Genomic DNA, 16,757 nt, shown 5'->3' with positions numbered 1-16,757 from the left:
GAGCAAAGTTATAAAAAAAATATGCTTTAGATATTAATTAACATATAATTCATTAGAAATAAGCCTTCAACTGAACTGTTCCTGTATGAATGGTCTTGCTGCTTTCTGTTTTTCTTCCGAAGTAATTAAAATTCAAATCCAAGAATTTGGTAAGTTTCTTTTGTGCTAATAACGTCCACGTGAAATTATTCCCAGATTGTAAGCCTTCTAATATCTGATATGCTACAGGCGTGTTTGCATTTCCTGTAAATTCATTTTTAAAGAAGTTCACTTCACCTGTCAATGCTAATTTATTGGCGTTGTTATATGTAAATGAGAGTCCGTAATTATTTTGAAGCAATTGCTCCATATTTCCAACCACATTATCTTTAGAAGTATATTGATAAAAGATATCGAAACGTGCATTTTCATTAAAAATATAGGATAGTTTTGGTTGAAATCTCACTTCATCCAATTCAAAATTTCTCGAAGTGAAATTCTCATTGAGGCTTTCATTCTTTTCGAGGCTCGTTTCAAAATTAAACAACCAATTTGTCGCAAATTTATGATTGAATTGTAATTGATGACTATTGATTTTATTTTGCAATAACCCAATAGATAATAAGTTTCTAGTCTTGTTAGACAAAAATGTGTAAGACGCTGTATAACGCTGTTTTGACCTGTTAAAGAACAATACGTTTCTAATACTTTGATTGATTAAAAAATAGTCATCAACATCTAAATCTTCTTTTAATGCTTCAAATGGATTTAGATTAAATTTATTGCCTTCCCTAATCTTTTTACTTTCTACCAAAAACGACGTTTGGTTGTAAAAATGTGACCAGAGTTTCTTGGTTTTATCTTCGGAAACTGACCATTGCTGAGGATTTATAGTCAAGGTTTGGCTAAATCTATTTTGATGGGTTTTTACAAAAACCTGATTGGGTAACAACACACGAATATAACTACCTTGGTCTGCAAATTGCGCGACTTCAAACTCATTGAGTTCCTGAATTCCGTTCTCGTTATAATCAATCCACGTATAAGCACCTTGACCGGGTTCTACTTCTACATAGGTAAAATCTTGTTGCGGTAAGGTTCCCGAATTGGTTTCGTAAACGGTATTCCAAAGCACTAAATTATTCCATAGCTTTTGATTGAAATTCAATCTAGAATTGAGTGAGTTCTCATCTTCAATAGTGTCATCGGCACTTTTTAGTTTTCGGTAATTGGCATAAATACCCAAATTGGTCGTTGCATTCTGAATGATTTTCGATTTCAGATAAAATGTATTAGAGGTATTCACTCGTTTCACTTCATTAGCTCTCAAACTGTCATTCGCTCTATACTTATAACCAACTTCGACAAAAACCCCAGTACTATCTCCATAACCTGTAAAGGCTTCGTAGGAGCTAAAACGCTGACTCAAATTCGTTAACAAATCGGTTTCCCGTTCACGTTGCTCATTATCTTCTAAAGCGATTCTTGTCCCAACCCATTGCTTATTAAAACTGTAAGTAACGCGATTAAATGAACGCACAAAAGTCGACGTTGACACGCTACTTTTATTGTTTAGAAAACTTGAACTAGAAAATATATTGAACTGATTTAACTGAAGGTTTGCCAACACATTATGTCGATTTCCATTAAAATTCTCTGAATAATTCAAATGTTCAAACTTGTAAGTTGCAATTCCTTTTTTAGGATGAATAAGCTCTAATCCTGAAGACAATAAGGCTTGATTACCTAGTGGGTTTTCCAAATTCCAATCCCGATTAAATTCGGCTCTATACAAACGCTGAATGGTTGTAAAGTTCTTGTTGATGATATCGGCGTCTGCATAAGCGTTCAAATCCCATAAACTATCCGTTTTAATAAGGTTTTGGTTAACTTTCAACTTTCCAGCAAAACCATCATTATTGCCATCGTCTAGACTTGAAAATAAATTCAAGTCATTTTTACTTCCGGCGAGCTCAAAATACACATCTGTTTTTTCTGTAGGTTTATAACTTCCATTAACGACAGCAACTTGCAATTTTTCTGGAGCTATCAATCTTACAATCGGTTCATAATTTCCTTGTAGAATCCCATTTAAAGGAGCAACATACTCAAAAATATTTTCGATAGCATTGCTATTGATAAGAATATAATTCCCTTGATTTGGACCTACAAGCGTGAATCGCACGCTAAATAATTCATCGTCAGGATCGTTGGAGAACACAAATATTTCGATACCACCAACGCTCACTTTTTTATATAAAATTCGGTTGTCGTCAAAAGCTTGAGCTATGTCTGAAGGTGCCACCATTAAGGATTGGTCATCCCCTGCATTTGATAGAATTTCTATTTGTTCTGAAGACAAGTTTTGTTGTAAAGGTTGGTTCTTCGCATCTGCTTCAGAATAGACCGAAACGCCCAATTTTAATTTTTCAGATTCATACGATCCGCCACCATAAATGGTAAATCTCGAAAAATTCCGTTCACTAAACTGATAATCTACAGTGATTCGCATTTCCGAAGTGATAGAATAGGTCGAATTAAAAACAATCTCACCAGCATTATAATCGATAATATAATCTTTGTTCTCACCGCGTTCTATTGGAATTCCGTTAACATAAACCGTTTCACTTCCCGAAACAATCAAAACGAACAGTTCGTTGTTTGGCCCAGTGAGTTTATAAGGCCCTTGATTCCCTTCTTGGGCAATAAATTGACTCGTCGTAAACTGACCTCTAACCAAAGCACCAGATGCAAATAAACTGGTTTTAGAATCCTCACCACCTAAATTGGCAGCGACTTGTAACCCTTGTACACGCTTCGTGAAATTTGCAAAGTAACTAGTGGTATTCGTCAAATCGATATCACCAGCTCTTATGTTCCAATTATCACTAAACAGTTCAATAAACACTTGATCAAACTCATCTAATCGTTGGGAATACCCACTTTCTTGCAACGGAATATTAGCATCTTGAATCGAGGCTCGTAGCGAGACCTTATCACTTAATTTTCCCGAAATCTGCAAATCCAATTCACTGTTCAAAACCGAATTTTGATTATTACCAAGCGTAACCCCTCTAGAGATGCTTCCAGAAGTACTCAAACCATCAAAAGGCGTGAAATTACGTTCGATATTAGATTGATTGAGTTTATATAAACGCTGAAGGTTATCCGTACTCTCAACAATGATTTTATCGTCTAGCTGAAAATATTTCCGAGTTAAAAAATAGGGATAACGTAGATAACTTATTTCAACTGAATCCTGGTCAACAGGTTTTTTAAAGGTTAGCAAAGCTTTTGCAAAATCTACTTTATAATAAGAGGAATCGATAATGGTCTTGTCTTTTCGCTTCAACTTAAACCAACTGGCATTGATACTTACAGTGTCAATTTTAATGGAGTCTCTAACCGCCACTTTTTTTGTTTTATAGTTAGAGCTTTCCTCTTGTGCAAAGGCACAAAAAGACAACATAAAACAGATAAGTAAAGTAGCAATTCTCATTCAGTATATAAACTTCTAAAGGCGGAAATTATTTTATCCTTAAAATCGGGTTAAAATAGTAGTGTAAAAGTACAGTATTATTTAATTTAGCTGAAACCTTAACTTATTAGAATGAAAATCATCTCATACAACGTCAATGGCATACGAGCAGCAATGAATAAAGGCTTTGTCGATTGGCTTAAAAGCGCAAATCCTGATGTGATTTGCCTTCAGGAAATCAAAGCTATGAAAGAGCAAGTCGATATCGAAGCGATTGAAAATGCCGGCTACAAGTATAACTATTGGTTTAGTGCTCAAAAAAAAGGCTATAGTGGTGTTGCTATTTTAAGTAAGGTTGAACCCAACCATGTGGCATACGGAACGGGAATCGAATCTATGGATTTTGAAGGTCGAAATATTAGAGCCGATTTTGATGGATTATCTGTAATGAGTATGTATTTGCCTTCTGGAACTAATGATGCGAGATTGGCGCATAAGTTTGAATATATGGATATGATTCATCAGTATTTAAATAACTTGCGGAAAGAACTTCCAAATCTAGTTGTTCTTGGTGATTATAATATTTGTCATGAAGCGATTGATATCCACAATCCAAAAATGAAAGGTGTTTCAGGGTTTTTACCTGAAGAACGTGAGTGGCTTGGCAATTTTATTAATAGCGGATTTATAGATTCATTCAGACATTTACATCCTGAAAAGCAAGAATATTCATGGTGGAGTTACAGAGCCAATTCTAGAGCTAATAACAAAGGCTGGCGCTTAGACTACGCTATGGCAAGTGAACCATTACAAGAAAACATCAAACGAAGCGTTATCCTATCGGAAGCGGTTCACAGTGACCATTGTCCGATTTTAATAGAGATAGAGAACTAGTTGACAGTCGAAATTTTCAGTAGGAAGTCAAAAATAAATATCAAAAAATAAATAAATTCAAATTAAAAATATCATGATTAAAAAATTGTCATTAATAGCACTCACTCTAGTATTAAGCACCTCTTGTGTCTCTAAAAAAATATATACAGATTTAGAAGACAAGTATGCCAATCTAAAAAAGGAAAACCGAAAATTAGCCGATAGCAATAGAGATTTAGAAACGACTCTAAATAAAGCCAAAAATGATTTATCAAAACTTCAACAAGATTATGATGCAACCTTGGCACAACGCAATACGTTGCAAAGTGATTATGATGCTACCAAATCTAATCTTGATAATTTGAAAGCTTCCTATGACGCTTTGGAAAAAAATAGTAGTGCTGCTATAGCTGCAAATTCAAAAAAGAACAGAGAGCTATTAGCGCAATTGGAAGCTAAAGAACAGGCATTAGCTACTGAAAACGCAAGACTAGAACAACTCAAAAAAGAATTAGAATCTAGATCTCAACGTGTGGCCGAATTAGAAAACGTAATTGCTTCTAAAGATGCAGCCATGACTAAGCTAAAAAATGCGATTTCTAAAGCCTTAACCAATTTTGAAGGTAAAGGATTAACTGTAGAACAACGCAATGGAAAAGTTTATGTCTCTATGGAAAACAAATTGCTTTTTCAATCTGGAAGTTGGGCTGTTGGTACTCAAGGAAAGCAAGCCGTAAAACAACTTGGAGAAGTACTTGCCGAAAACCCTGAGATTGCTATTCTAATAGAAGGCCATACCGATAATGTACCTTTCAAAGGCAATGCGCAATTGAGTGGAAATTGGGATTTATCAACCAAACGTGCAACTGCTATCGTTAAAATTTTGAAAGAGAATGCATCGATCAATCCTGAGAATTTAACAGCTGCTGGTCGTGGTGAATTTGCGCCAATCGCTAGTAATGATAATGCTGAAGGCAAAGCGAAAAACCGTCGTATTGAAGTGATATTAACACCTAAGTTAGATGAGATTTCTAAGTTGCTGAATGAGATATAAACCAACGTCATTCTGAACCAAGTTCAGAATCACATAAGAGTCATAGAACCTTAACACAGAATTAGACCAATCTGCTTTTATAAAGCAGATTGGTCTTCTTATCTTTACACTTCTTAAAAACTAATCTGAACGTATGAAATACACGACTTTACCTAAAACCGATATAAAAGTTAGTAAAATATGCCTTGGCACAATGACGTGGGGAAACCAAAATACCCAAGATGAAGGTTTTGCGCAAATGGATTTAGCACTTGATAAAGGGGTTAACTTCTTTGATGTTGCCGAGTTGTATCCAGTTCCAGCAGTAGCAGAAACCTATGCCGAAACCGAACGTATTATTGGGAATTGGTTTGAAAAAACCGGGAATAGAGATAAAGTGGTATTAGCTACTAAAATTGCTGGACCTGGAGATTATACTGCTCATATTAGAACCAACGGGTTTAGTAAAACCGCACTTAATGAAGCCGTAGATAATAGTTTAAAACGTCTTAAGACCGATTATATCGATTTGTATCAATTACATTGGCCAGAGCGTCAATCCAATACCTTTGGCGTAAGAGATTATAACCATAATTCTAATGATCCATGGACAGATAATTTTAATGAGGTTTTACATAATCTAGATGACATTATCAAATCTGGAAAAATACGTCAGGTTGGTATTTCAAATGAAAAAGCTTGGGGAACGATGCGCTATTTAGAAGAATCTAATGCGCACGATTTACCAAGAATGATTACGATACAAAATGCATACTCGCTGTTAAATAGAGTCTTTGAAGGCGATATGGCAGAAGTTGCTATTCGTGAAGAGATCGGGCTTCTAGCCTACTCTCCTATGGCATTTGGTGTGTTATCTGGTAAATATGTGAAAGGTACTGCGGGAGATAATGCACGATTAAAGTTATTCCCTAGATTTGCAAGATACAGTAGTGATAATTGCACTGAAGCCACAAAACGTTACCTGAAAATTGCTGAAGAGAATAATATGACCTTAGCTCAAATGTCTTTAGCATTTGTGTCTCAAAGACCTTTTATCACGAGTAATATTATTGGAGCAACCTCTTTAGAACAATTAGAAGAAAATATAGATAGTATCAATATCACCTTGAGTGACGATATTTTAAAAGCGATAAATGAAGTGCACGCAGAGATTCCTAATCCTGCGCCTTAATATTCATATAATAATTAAAAACAAAAACCCCTTTCCACATAAGTGAAAAGGGGTTTTAGATATTATTTGATTTCCTTACCATTTTTGTCATAAAAATGATATTCAAGATATGTGTAAGCATCTCTAGGTAAAACTTTTACCCATTTTTTGTGTTCCATAAACCATTTAGAACGTACTGATGGAAACCCTTTGGTTATAAAGGCTGCTATAAACGGATGCGCATTTAAGGTTATCTTTTTATAGTCTTTTTTGAAAAGCCTTTCTAGGTCTTGGGTAATGTTTTGAATCACTTTAATTGGTGCTTCAATCTCACTACCTGCAACGCCATCAGGATTTACTTCTTTTGTTTTAATATTGCGTTCTGGGCGAACACGTTGTCTGGTAATTTGTATCAAACCAAACTTACTAGGCGGCAAAATTTTATGTTTTGCCTTATCATCTTTCATTTCGTCACGAAGATGATTGTACAATTTTTTTCGATTCTCTGCTTTATTCATGTCGATAAAATCTACAACGATAATTCCTCCCATATCACGTAAACGTAACTGACGAGCAATTTCAGAAGCAGAAATCATATTGACTTCTAGAGCAGTATCTTCTTGATTTTTTTCTTTGTTAGATCTATTCCCACTATTGACATCAACAACATGCATCGCTTCGGTATGTTCTATTACCAAATAAGCACCTCTTGCCATGGATACTGTGCGACCGAAAGATGTTTTGATTTGACGTTCTATTCCAAACTTTTCATAAAGTGGTACGCCATTTTTATACATCTTGACTATTGACTCTTTTTTGGGAGCGATTTCTTGAACATAATCTTTGATTTGTTCATAAAGCACTTCGTCATCTACTGTAATGCCTGAGAATGAATCGTCAAAAATATCTCTTAAAATAGAAGAGGCTTTGTTCATTTCACTCAACACCTTACTAGGATGATGTGCTTTGTTTAATTTTTTACACATTGCTGTCCATCTATTCAGCAAATTTTGTAAATCTTTGTCGAGTTCGGCAACTTTTTTGCCTTCTGCGACTGTACGAATAATAACACCAAAACCTTTAGGCGTAATACTCTTGACCAAACGTTTTAAACGTTCTTTTTCTTCCTTCGATTCAATTTTTTGAGAAATTGAAATTCGGTCAGAAAATGGGACCAAGACAATATAACGACCAGCAATGGAGAGCTCGCTACTAATACGAGGTCCTTTGGTTGAAATTGGCTCTTTTACTATTTGTACTAATAGAGATTGATTTGATTTTAAAGCGTTAGCAATGCTCCCGTTTTTATCAATATCTTTCTCAAACTGAAAATTTTTCAGTAAAAAATCGGTATGTCTACCTGTGCTTACACGTTTAACGAATTTTAAAAGTGAAGGTAATTTTGGTCCTAAATCATGATAATGCAAAAATGCATCTTTCTCATAACCTACATTTACAAATGCAGCATTTAGACCAGGAACAGCTTTACGTACTTTGGCAATAAAAATATCACCAACCGCAAATTTGTTATCATCTTCATCTTTGTGTAACTCGATAAGTTTTCCATCTTTTAATAAGGCAAAATCAACAATATCAGAACTCGATCTTATAATCAATTCTTTTTCCATGTTGTTCATTTTAATCCATTTTGATTCATTTCAAAATAGATGGATAATTACTTTATTTTGACACAGGACAATTAATCCAGCAAACTCATGTATTACGAAGGTAAACGTAATAAACTCATGAATTTTATATCAAAGAACGTTGTTTTTAAAATTAAAGAAAAGTAGTTAAAAAACTACTTTTCTTTAATTTATTTCTTTTTGTGACGATTAGCGCGTCTACGTTTCTTACGCTTGTGCGTCGCGACCTTGTGTCTCTTCCTTTTTTTACCACTTGGCATAAATAAGTCTTTTTTAAATTAATATTAGTTTGAATGTTTTAGTTGACCTCAACGTTGGTCTTAACACCTTCAACAAATACTTTTGCAGGTTTAAATGCAGGTATATTGTGAGCAGGTATCTTAATCGTTGTGTTTTTTGAAATGTTACGTCCAGTTTTTTCAGCTCTTGTTTTTACAATAAAACTTCCAAAACCTCTAAGATATACATTGTCTCCACCTTCTAATGAAGACTTCACTTCTTCCATGAAAGTTTCAACTGTTGCTTGAACATCTCCTTTTTCAATTCCTAACTTATCAGAAATCTTAGCTACTATATCAGCTTTTGTCATTGTTGTTAATTTTTAGGGTTATCTATTAATTATAAGGGATGCAAATATAGGGATTTTAATTTCAATATTTCATGCGTAATTAATTAAAATTTAACCTAGTAAAGAATTATTTTTGCAAATATTTATTCTTTTAAATGAATTTCTCAAAAATTTTAACATACTGGTATTCAGCAAATAAGAGAAGCCTCCCTTGGAGAAACACCAAAAACCCTTATCATATTTGGTTGTCTGAAATAATTATGCAACAAACTCAGGTTAAGCAAGGTTCTCCATATTATGAAGCTTTTGTTACTCATTTTCCAACAGTTTTTGATTTAGCTAATGCCAATGAAGAGACCGTTTTAAAACTATGGCAAGGTTTGGGCTACTATTCCAGAGCTCGAAATTTACATGCTTCTGCAAGGTATATAGCTCAAGAACTAGCCGGACAATTTCCTTCGACATATTCTGAACTATTAAAACTCAAAGGTGTTGGTGATTATACCGCAAGTGCTATCGCTTCCATTTGTTTTAATGAACCTACAGCTGTTGTTGATGGCAATGTCTATCGCGTCCTTTCTCGTTATTTTGGAGTAGACATACCGATTAATTCTACGCAGGGCATTAAAGCGTTTAAAACCCTTGCAACCTCCTTAATAGACACCAAAAACCCTGGTGATTACAATCAAGCTATAATGGAGTTTGGTGCTATACAGTGTAAACCCAAAAACCCATATTGTAGTGATTGTCCGCTAAAAGATAGTTGTGTCGCTCTTCAAAAAGGAAAAGTTAATGCACTACCAGTGAAACTGAAGAAAACAAAAGTGACCAAAAAGCACTTCAACTTTTTAGTGGTGATTTCCGAAGACAAAAAAACTATTTTCGAAAAAAGGAGCTCAAAAGGGATATGGCAAAACTTATATCAATTTCCACTTATAGAAACGGAAGATATATTAGTTTCCGAAGGATTTAAAACAGAGCCCAAAATTCAATCCTATTTCAAAGATTTAGATTTTGAATATTGTCTTTATAATACTAAAGAACTTGTTCATAAACTTTCACATCAACATCTATATACTAAGTTTTGGATTATAGAAGTTAATCAACTACCTAAAGAAGGGATTCCTATTTCAGACCTAAAAACCTATCCTACACCTATATTAATTAGCAATTTTATAGACGCCTTTGATTTTTAAAGAACTCATAAATTTTTCTTACTTTTATTAATGAAACTATTATTTGATTTCAAAATGTGTAATTTTGTAATCTTAAACAACACATATTATGTCAGGAACATTAAATAAAGTAATGCTTATAGGGCATTTGGGAGATGAAGTAAAGATGCATTATTTTGATGGTGGCAATTGTATTGGCCGTTTCCCATTGGCAACTAACGAGACTTACACTAATAAACAGACCAACGAACGTGTGACTAATACAGAGTGGCATAATATTGTCGTGCGTAATAAGGCTGCTGAGATTTGTGAAAAATATTTATCTAAAGGTGATAAAGTCTATATTGAAGGCCGTTTAAAAACCAGAAAATGGCAAGATGATAAAGGTAACGATCGTTACTCGACCGAAATACAATGTACAGATTTCACGTTTTTAACTACTAAAAATGAGAATCAAGGTGGAAATACGTCAACTCCAAACCCTCAACAAGCTGCTCAAAACCAGCCTAACAATACCGTATCTGAACCTATTACTGAAGACAATGATGATCTTCCGTTTTAAATAAACTAAACTTAAAGTATTTATCTTGGATCCTGAACCCACGAGTTTAATAATTATGCTTAATACGAATGTGTCTTTTTTTTTCGGACTCATTTTACTTTTTATTTTACTGCTTTGTTCAGCACTAATTTCTGGTGCTGAAGTCGCATTTTTCTCATTAATTAAGTCAGATATTGATACTGGCCTTGAGAAAAATTCGAAAAAATTTAGCATCATTTCAAAACTACTTGAACGACCAAAAAAACTATTAGCAACGATACTTGTGGCTAATAATTTTATAAATATTGGTATTGTTATCCTGTTTGCATATTTAGGAGAGACCATGTTTGAGGATATCGAAACCACATGGGTGAGATTTACTTTAGAAGTTATTGTCATTACCTTTTTAATTTTACTATTCGGTGAAATTGTGCCTAAAATTTATGCCAGTAGAAATCGCATCAAGTTTTCCGCGTTTATGGCGATTCCATTGAAAATTTTGGATGTTATATTTTCACCTATAAGTTTACCAATGCGTCACATGACTTTGGCTATTCACAATAAATTAGGAAAGCAAAAATCAAATCTTAGTGTCAATCAATTATCACAAGCATTAGAGTTAACGAGCGATAGTGACACCACAGATGAAGAACATAAAATCTTAAAAGGTATTGTTTCCTTCGGAAATACAGACACCAAACAAGTGATGCGTCCAAGAATGGACATTTTTGCACTCAATGAAGGCGCCAAATATCCCGAAATTATTCAAGAAGTCATCAATAACGGTTACTCGAGAATACCGGTTTATAAAGACAGTATAGATAACGTCACAGGTATTTTATATGTTAAGGATTTATTGCCTTACATAGAACGAGAACAGTTTGATTGGACGACTTTACTTCGCGATCCATTTTTTGTTCCTGAAAACAAGAAGTTGGATGACCTTATGGTAGAGTTTCAAGAAAAGAAAGTGCATCTCGCTGTGGTTGTAGACGAATATGGTGGCACTTCTGGTGTTGTATCTTTAGAAGATATTATCGAAGAGATTGTAGGAGATATTAGCGACGAATTTGATGATGACGATGTGATTTACACAAAGATTGACGATAAAAACTATTCTTTTGAAGGCAAGACCACACTCAAGGATTTTTACAAAATTGTACAACTTAAAGATGAATCAGATTTTGAAGATAACAAAGGTGAAGCTGAAACCATTGCTGGATTTCTTTTAGAAATTTCAGGTATTTTTCCTAGACGTCAAAGTGAAATAAATTTCAAAAATTACGTTTTTACTATAGAGGCTATTGATAAAAAACGAATCAAACAGATTAAGTTTACCATTTTAGACTAAAACCGTCAGCTTATATGACTATCAAAAAACTATTTATTCTCTCAACTGCAGTTGCTTTTTTTTCCTGCGGAAATGACCCTTTACCAAAACCTAAGGCCATGTTGAGACTAGAATATCAAAAACCTGCATACTCTAAAGTAGATGTACGCTTACCTTTCACTTTTGAAAAAAATCGAGCTGCAGACAAAATATCCAATATAAAACTCGATGGTATTAATGACTCTTATGGTGTAAATATTAATTACCCAGAAATGAAAGGCACAATCTACTTAACCTATAAAAAGGTGAATGAGACTAACCTAAACAACTTATTGAGAGATGCTCAAAACATCACTCAAAAACACACCATGAAGGCTGATGAGATTGAAAGCATCATTTATGAAAACCCAGAACAAAATGTATTTGGAATGTTTTATGAAGTAGGTGGCAATGCAGCATCGCAATCACAGTTTTATGCAACAGATAGTATTAACCATTTTTTGAGTGGTTCCTTATACTTTTATGCAAAGCCAAATTATGATTCGATATATCCAGCTGCTGTTTATCTAAAAAACGATATCAGGCGTATTATGGAATCTATTGAATGGAAAGAATAATATTGTTTTCTTCGGAACATAAAAAAGCCTATCAAAATTGATAGGCTTTTTATTTAATATTGAATTGCTATGTACGTTAGTTAGCAACCCATTCTCCAGCTGATTTTATTAGGTTAAAATCTTCTGTTGCATTACTTCCAATATATACATCTGCAGTAACAGAATACTTTTGCCCTTCAGCGGCAGATGGATCTAAGTTCTCTAATACAATTCCTAATGCAGTAATCATCATTTCATCACTCCAATTTGTACTTCCACCAGTTCTATTAAAGTTACCGAAATTATCTAAATTTCCAGCAGCAGCCTCAAAACCTTCCGTCAGTAATAATGCCGAAGCAACTAATGAATAATCAGACCCTAATAAGGTATATCTAATTGTATTATCTGGAACCCAAACACCATCTTCAAGACCAAATTGTAATGACGATATGCTTGGAAGCCAACTTCCACCATTAAATGTATATAAGTTTCCTTTAGTAACAGTTCCAACAGCACTTCCACCGTAATATCTATAAACAACAAACAACTCATCTTCATCTTGAGCAAATGGATAGTTGATACTTAAAAATTGTGGTAAATAATCAGCTGGTAATACAGAGCCACTAAAGTTATTGAATTGACCTGGTTGTCCCGATCCTTCACCCATAGAATCATAGTCTGCACTATTTAAGTAATACACACCATCTACATCATCCCATTCGCCTTCAGAGTATTCATAATATGAAGATAATGATGCTGTATCACCAGAAAAACCTATAGTTCTAATAGCAAAATCTTGAACTCTCCATCTTGGTGAATCAGAATCTGTAGAACTATATTTTAAAGCAACATGAACATTTTGTCCATCGTAGTCAGAAAAATCAAAATCTTCTGATGTCGTTAAACTTCCGAAGATCGTTTTATCAAAAGCTATTGCTGTCCAAGTTGCGGCTGCAACATCTCCACCTGTTGTATAATCAGTTGAAACTAGAATATCTATTAAGTCAGGATCGCCTAAGAAATCAATTTCTTGAGTAATTTGAAAAGATACACCTGCACTGCCTGATAAATCGACTTGAGGAGAAATAAGCCATTCTTCTGTAGCCACAGCTCCACCATCAAATCCAGAACCTGTGACATTAGCAGATTCTTCAGTCCATCCTAATTCATCTGGACCTGAAACAGAAATCAATTCAAAATCTCCAAAATTTGCTGGAAATGCAGCTTCATAAATGCTCGCTAAGCCAACTTCTGGCACTCCTGTAAATTGATTATATCCAAATCTCACAACTTGCCCTTCAGTAGGAAAATCAAATTGACCTGCTAACAAACCTTCTAATGTAGACTCAACATCTTCTTCTAATAAAAATGCATTACTGTTACTTGTTGGGTAATCACTAGATTCAAGAAAATATACATCTGCATTTGTAAAAGCACTTACGTCTTCTGGGTTACCATCATTCAAATTAAAACTAACCGTAACTGATGAACCATCGCCCCAAAAAGGGTATCTATTGGTTAAAAACGGAGGTAAAATCACTTTAGCATCTTCTAAATCACTGAACGCTTCAAATGTTTCGTAGTAATCTGGATCTTCTTCGTCTCCTTGTTCAACAAGTTCCGCATAATCATCTGACGATAATGTAAATTCGTCAAATCCTATTACTGGATTATCTTGATTACCAAGGTCATTATTAATATCTTCTATAGGATTACATCCTGTGAAGATTGCTGCCATAAAGGCTAATACATAAACTATTCTTTTCATTGTTCTATTTTTTAAAATTTAAACTTAGCTCCAACACTGAATGTTCTACCAAAACCGTAATAAACTAAAGCTGTTTCAGCATTTGAATCTGTACCATCTAAAGCATCAGAGATATACTCTGTATCCAAGATATTGTTCATTCTAGCTGTTAATACCATTTCAAATTCACCAAGTGTGAAACCATGTGACATTGCTGTGTCAAAAATACCATAAGCAGGAACTTTCCATGCATCTGGAGCACCTTCTACACCTCTATCACTAGGATTAAAATCTGCATATAAATTATCAAAATAATTATAATCTACAGTTAATCTTGTTTTAGGTGCTAATCTATAGTTAGCTCCTAAAGCAAACGTTGTTTGAGCTGCATCACCAACATGTAAATCTTCGATAAAAATATCTACAGTATCAACTACTTCTTGTTCTTCATTTAAAATATTAACATCTGTCACATTATCTTCCCATTTCCAGTCTCCTAAAGATGCCATACCTGTAATATTTAATTTGTCTGTTGCTTTATAAACAAAATCAACTTCAATACCTTGGTGAATTGCGTTTACTCCTAAAATATTAGCAAATCCTGTTTCGTCTTGACTTAGTTGGAAACTTTCAGTCTCTGTTCTATCTCTCCAAGCAGTTCTATATAAGTTTACATTAGCTGAGAATTTATCTCCTCTAAAACCGTAACCCAATTCAAAACTTAAAATCTTTTGATTTTCTGCATCTGCATTAATGTCTTCATTATTAAAGTTAGGGAAAACGGCATCAAAATCTGGTGCTTTTTCAAAATACCCTAAGTTAACAAACACATTATGGTTGCCATCAATTCTATAGTTAGCACCACCTTTAGCACCAAAACCAAAGAAATTATAACGATCTGTTTCTCTTAAAGAATCATTAGGAGTATATTGAAAATAATCAACTCGCTTATATGATGTATTAGAAGCTGAAAGAGAAATGAACGTGTTGAAGTTTTCATTAACATCATATTCTAATTGTGCAAAAGCACCTAACCAACCAACGTGACCATCATTAAAATAAGATACTTTATCTCCAACTCTAGCAATTCCTGTTGGGTTGTTGACATTATCTTCATTAATAATGAATTGACCTCCTAATAAATCAGTTACTTCTCTAAAGTGAATTCCTTTATAGCTTCTCCAATCTAATCCTCCTAAAAAGACTAAATCATCAGATAAATCTGTTTTCAAGGTAGATAATATTCCAAACCAATTATGATCATTACGAGATGCTCTTAATGCTGCACTAGAACCATCAGCTCCATTAGCAATATTTTCGTCAACGATTCGATCTAAATCTAAAGGCCCGAGTTCTCCTATGCGATAATCTGGGTTAGTGAATTTAAATCTGCCGTCACCTTCAAATCCTGGATTTTCACCATCACTACCAAGAGTTCCACCTCCACCACCAGAACCAAATGATGCATAAGCCGCTGTTGAGATACTTGTCTTTTCGTTAAGGTCCCAATAATGGTTTAAAGAGATTTGTGGTTTGTGGTAAAAATTATCTTCCACATGTGTTACTTCTCCATTTTTATAACCCCAATCTGAGTTATATTTAATACCGTCTTCACTTCTTCTGTAGGTATCAATTAACTGTCTGTTTTGCCTTTGACCGTGGCGTTGTTTTGCTCCAAAAGCAGTAAATGATAATTTATGAGAATCATTAATTTCTTTTGAGACATTAATAAAATAATTTACTGAGGTAAACTGAGTTCCTCTTACGAAACCATCACCATCAGTTTTTGCTGCAGAAATAGTAGCTGCAAAACCATTTTCCATTAATCCAGTAGAGTAAGTCATTCCGAATTTCTCGTATCCATCATTACCAAGTGTAGTATAAACATTACCACCTTGTTCCATATCTGTTGTTTTAGATATAATATTAATCGTTCCACCAACAGATGGTACAGCAACTTTAGAAGCACCAAGACCTCTTTGTACTTGCAATGAACTAGTCACATCTCCTAATCCAGCCCAGTTAGACCAGAATACACGACCGTTTTCCATATCGTTTACGGGAACACCATTAATCATAACAGCAACGTTCTCAGAATTGAATCCACGTAAGTTAATACGTCCATCTCCAAAACCTCCACCTGCTTTTGTAGCGTACACACCAGGTGTGGACTTTAAAACTTCAGGAAATTCTTGAGTTCCTAATTTAAGTTCAATGTCAGCAGCTCTTACCGTTGATACTGCAACAGGTGTTTTTCTGTCTACAGCAACAGATGCTATAATTTGAACTTCTTGTAAACCTACTTCGCTAGAAGTTAGGGTAATTGTACCTAAATCTTGATCTCCAGAAAATGAGATTGTTTGAGAATTGTATCCTACAAAACTAATCACTAGTTCTCCCGAAGCAGCATCTGTTTTAAAGGTAAAATTACCATCAAAATTAGTTGTAGTACCATTTGAAGTCCCTTTTTCTAGGATGTTCGCTCCTGGCAAAGGTTCATTCATATCTGAACCGATAACCTTACCGGTAATTGTGCTTTGTGAAAAAGCAATTGTAGTGCACAATAAGACCACAAAAACCAATAAACATTTTGAGATTTTTTTCATTGTTTAAGAATTAT

The 16,757-nt window shown here is 34.3% G+C and carries 12 protein-coding genes; 7 read left to right on the top strand and 5 right to left on the bottom strand.

The window, feature by feature from the left end; translation table 11 throughout:
- Window positions 1–52: 52 nt before the first annotated feature.
- Window positions 53–3,478, bottom strand: coding sequence for a hypothetical protein (locus V7719_RS00755; protein ID WP_335727941.1), 3,426 nt, complete (start codon window positions 3,476–3,478; stop codon window positions 53–55).
- Between the two features lie 111 nt (window positions 3,479–3,589).
- Here V7719_RS00755 and V7719_RS00750 point away from each other — a divergent pair, with 111 nt between their 5' ends.
- From V7719_RS00750 to V7719_RS00740, 3 genes are all read left to right on the top strand, one after another.
- The gene (locus V7719_RS00750) at window positions 3,590–4,351 is read left to right on the top strand and encodes an exodeoxyribonuclease III (protein WP_335727940.1); all 762 of its coding nucleotides are present in this window, start codon (window positions 3,590–3,592) and stop codon (window positions 4,349–4,351) included.
- Window positions 4,352–4,424: 73 nt separating this feature from the next.
- The gene (locus V7719_RS00745; RefSeq protein ID WP_335727939.1) at window positions 4,425–5,384 is read left to right on the top strand and encodes an OmpA family protein; all 960 of its coding nucleotides are present in this window, start codon (window positions 4,425–4,427) and stop codon (window positions 5,382–5,384) included.
- 133 nt (window positions 5,385–5,517) lie between these two features.
- The gene (locus tag V7719_RS00740; protein WP_335727938.1) at window positions 5,518–6,555 is read left to right on the top strand and encodes an aldo/keto reductase; all 1,038 of its coding nucleotides are present in this window, start codon (window positions 5,518–5,520) and stop codon (window positions 6,553–6,555) included.
- 62 nt (window positions 6,556–6,617) lie between these two features.
- On the opposite strand, the gene V7719_RS00735 is transcribed toward V7719_RS00740, so the two are convergent.
- Both V7719_RS00735 and V7719_RS00730 read right to left on the bottom strand, forming a co-directional pair.
- Window positions 6,618–8,162 carry a ribonuclease E/G gene (locus V7719_RS00735; RefSeq protein WP_335727937.1) on the bottom strand — a complete coding sequence of 515 codons (1,545 nt, stop codon included), beginning with the start codon at window positions 8,160–8,162 and terminating at the stop codon, window positions 6,618–6,620.
- A gap of 316 nt (window positions 8,163–8,478) precedes the next feature.
- The gene (locus tag V7719_RS00730) at window positions 8,479–8,769 is read right to left on the bottom strand and encodes an HU family DNA-binding protein (protein WP_028870804.1); all 291 of its coding nucleotides are present in this window, start codon (window positions 8,767–8,769) and stop codon (window positions 8,479–8,481) included.
- A gap of 134 nt (window positions 8,770–8,903) precedes the next feature.
- Between V7719_RS00730 and mutY the strand changes: the two genes are divergently transcribed.
- The 4 genes from mutY (at window position 8,904) to gldD (ending at window position 12,411) form a co-directional block, all read left to right on the top strand.
- Entirely contained in the window at window positions 8,904–9,944 is a 1,041-nt protein-coding gene (gene mutY, locus V7719_RS00725) for an A/G-specific adenine glycosylase (protein WP_335727936.1), read from the top strand.
- Between the two features lie 88 nt (window positions 9,945–10,032).
- A complete protein-coding gene (locus tag V7719_RS00720) occupies window positions 10,033–10,485 on the top strand; it encodes a single-stranded DNA-binding protein (RefSeq protein ID WP_335727935.1) in 453 nt (150 codons plus the stop codon).
- A gap of 25 nt (window positions 10,486–10,510) precedes the next feature.
- Window positions 10,511–11,815 carry a gliding motility-associated protein GldE gene (locus tag V7719_RS00715; protein WP_335727934.1) on the top strand — a complete coding sequence of 435 codons (1,305 nt, stop codon included), beginning with the start codon at window positions 10,511–10,513 and terminating at the stop codon, window positions 11,813–11,815.
- Between the two features lie 14 nt (window positions 11,816–11,829).
- The gene (gene gldD, locus V7719_RS00710; RefSeq protein ID WP_335727933.1) at window positions 11,830–12,411 is read left to right on the top strand and encodes a gliding motility lipoprotein GldD; all 582 of its coding nucleotides are present in this window, start codon (window positions 11,830–11,832) and stop codon (window positions 12,409–12,411) included.
- A 76-nt stretch (window positions 12,412–12,487) separates the two neighbouring features.
- On the opposite strand, the gene V7719_RS00705 is transcribed toward gldD, so the two are convergent.
- Both V7719_RS00705 and V7719_RS00700 read right to left on the bottom strand, forming a co-directional pair.
- Window positions 12,488–14,158: a choice-of-anchor J domain-containing protein gene (locus V7719_RS00705; protein WP_335727932.1), complete on the bottom strand. Its 1,671-nt coding sequence runs from the start codon at window positions 14,156–14,158 to the stop codon at window positions 12,488–12,490.
- Window positions 14,159–14,169: 11 nt separating this feature from the next.
- Entirely contained in the window at window positions 14,170–16,743 is a 2,574-nt protein-coding gene (locus V7719_RS00700) for a TonB-dependent receptor (RefSeq protein ID WP_335727931.1), read from the bottom strand.
- Window positions 16,744–16,757 lie beyond the last annotated feature (14 nt).

Origin of the sequence: Psychroserpens sp. (genome assembly GCF_036960315.1) — a bacterium.
Lineage (GTDB): Bacteria > Bacteroidota > Bacteroidia > Flavobacteriales > Flavobacteriaceae > Psychroserpens.
The sequence above is the reverse complement of the archived record's forward strand: the minus strand, read 5'-3'. Positions and strand labels throughout refer to the sequence as shown.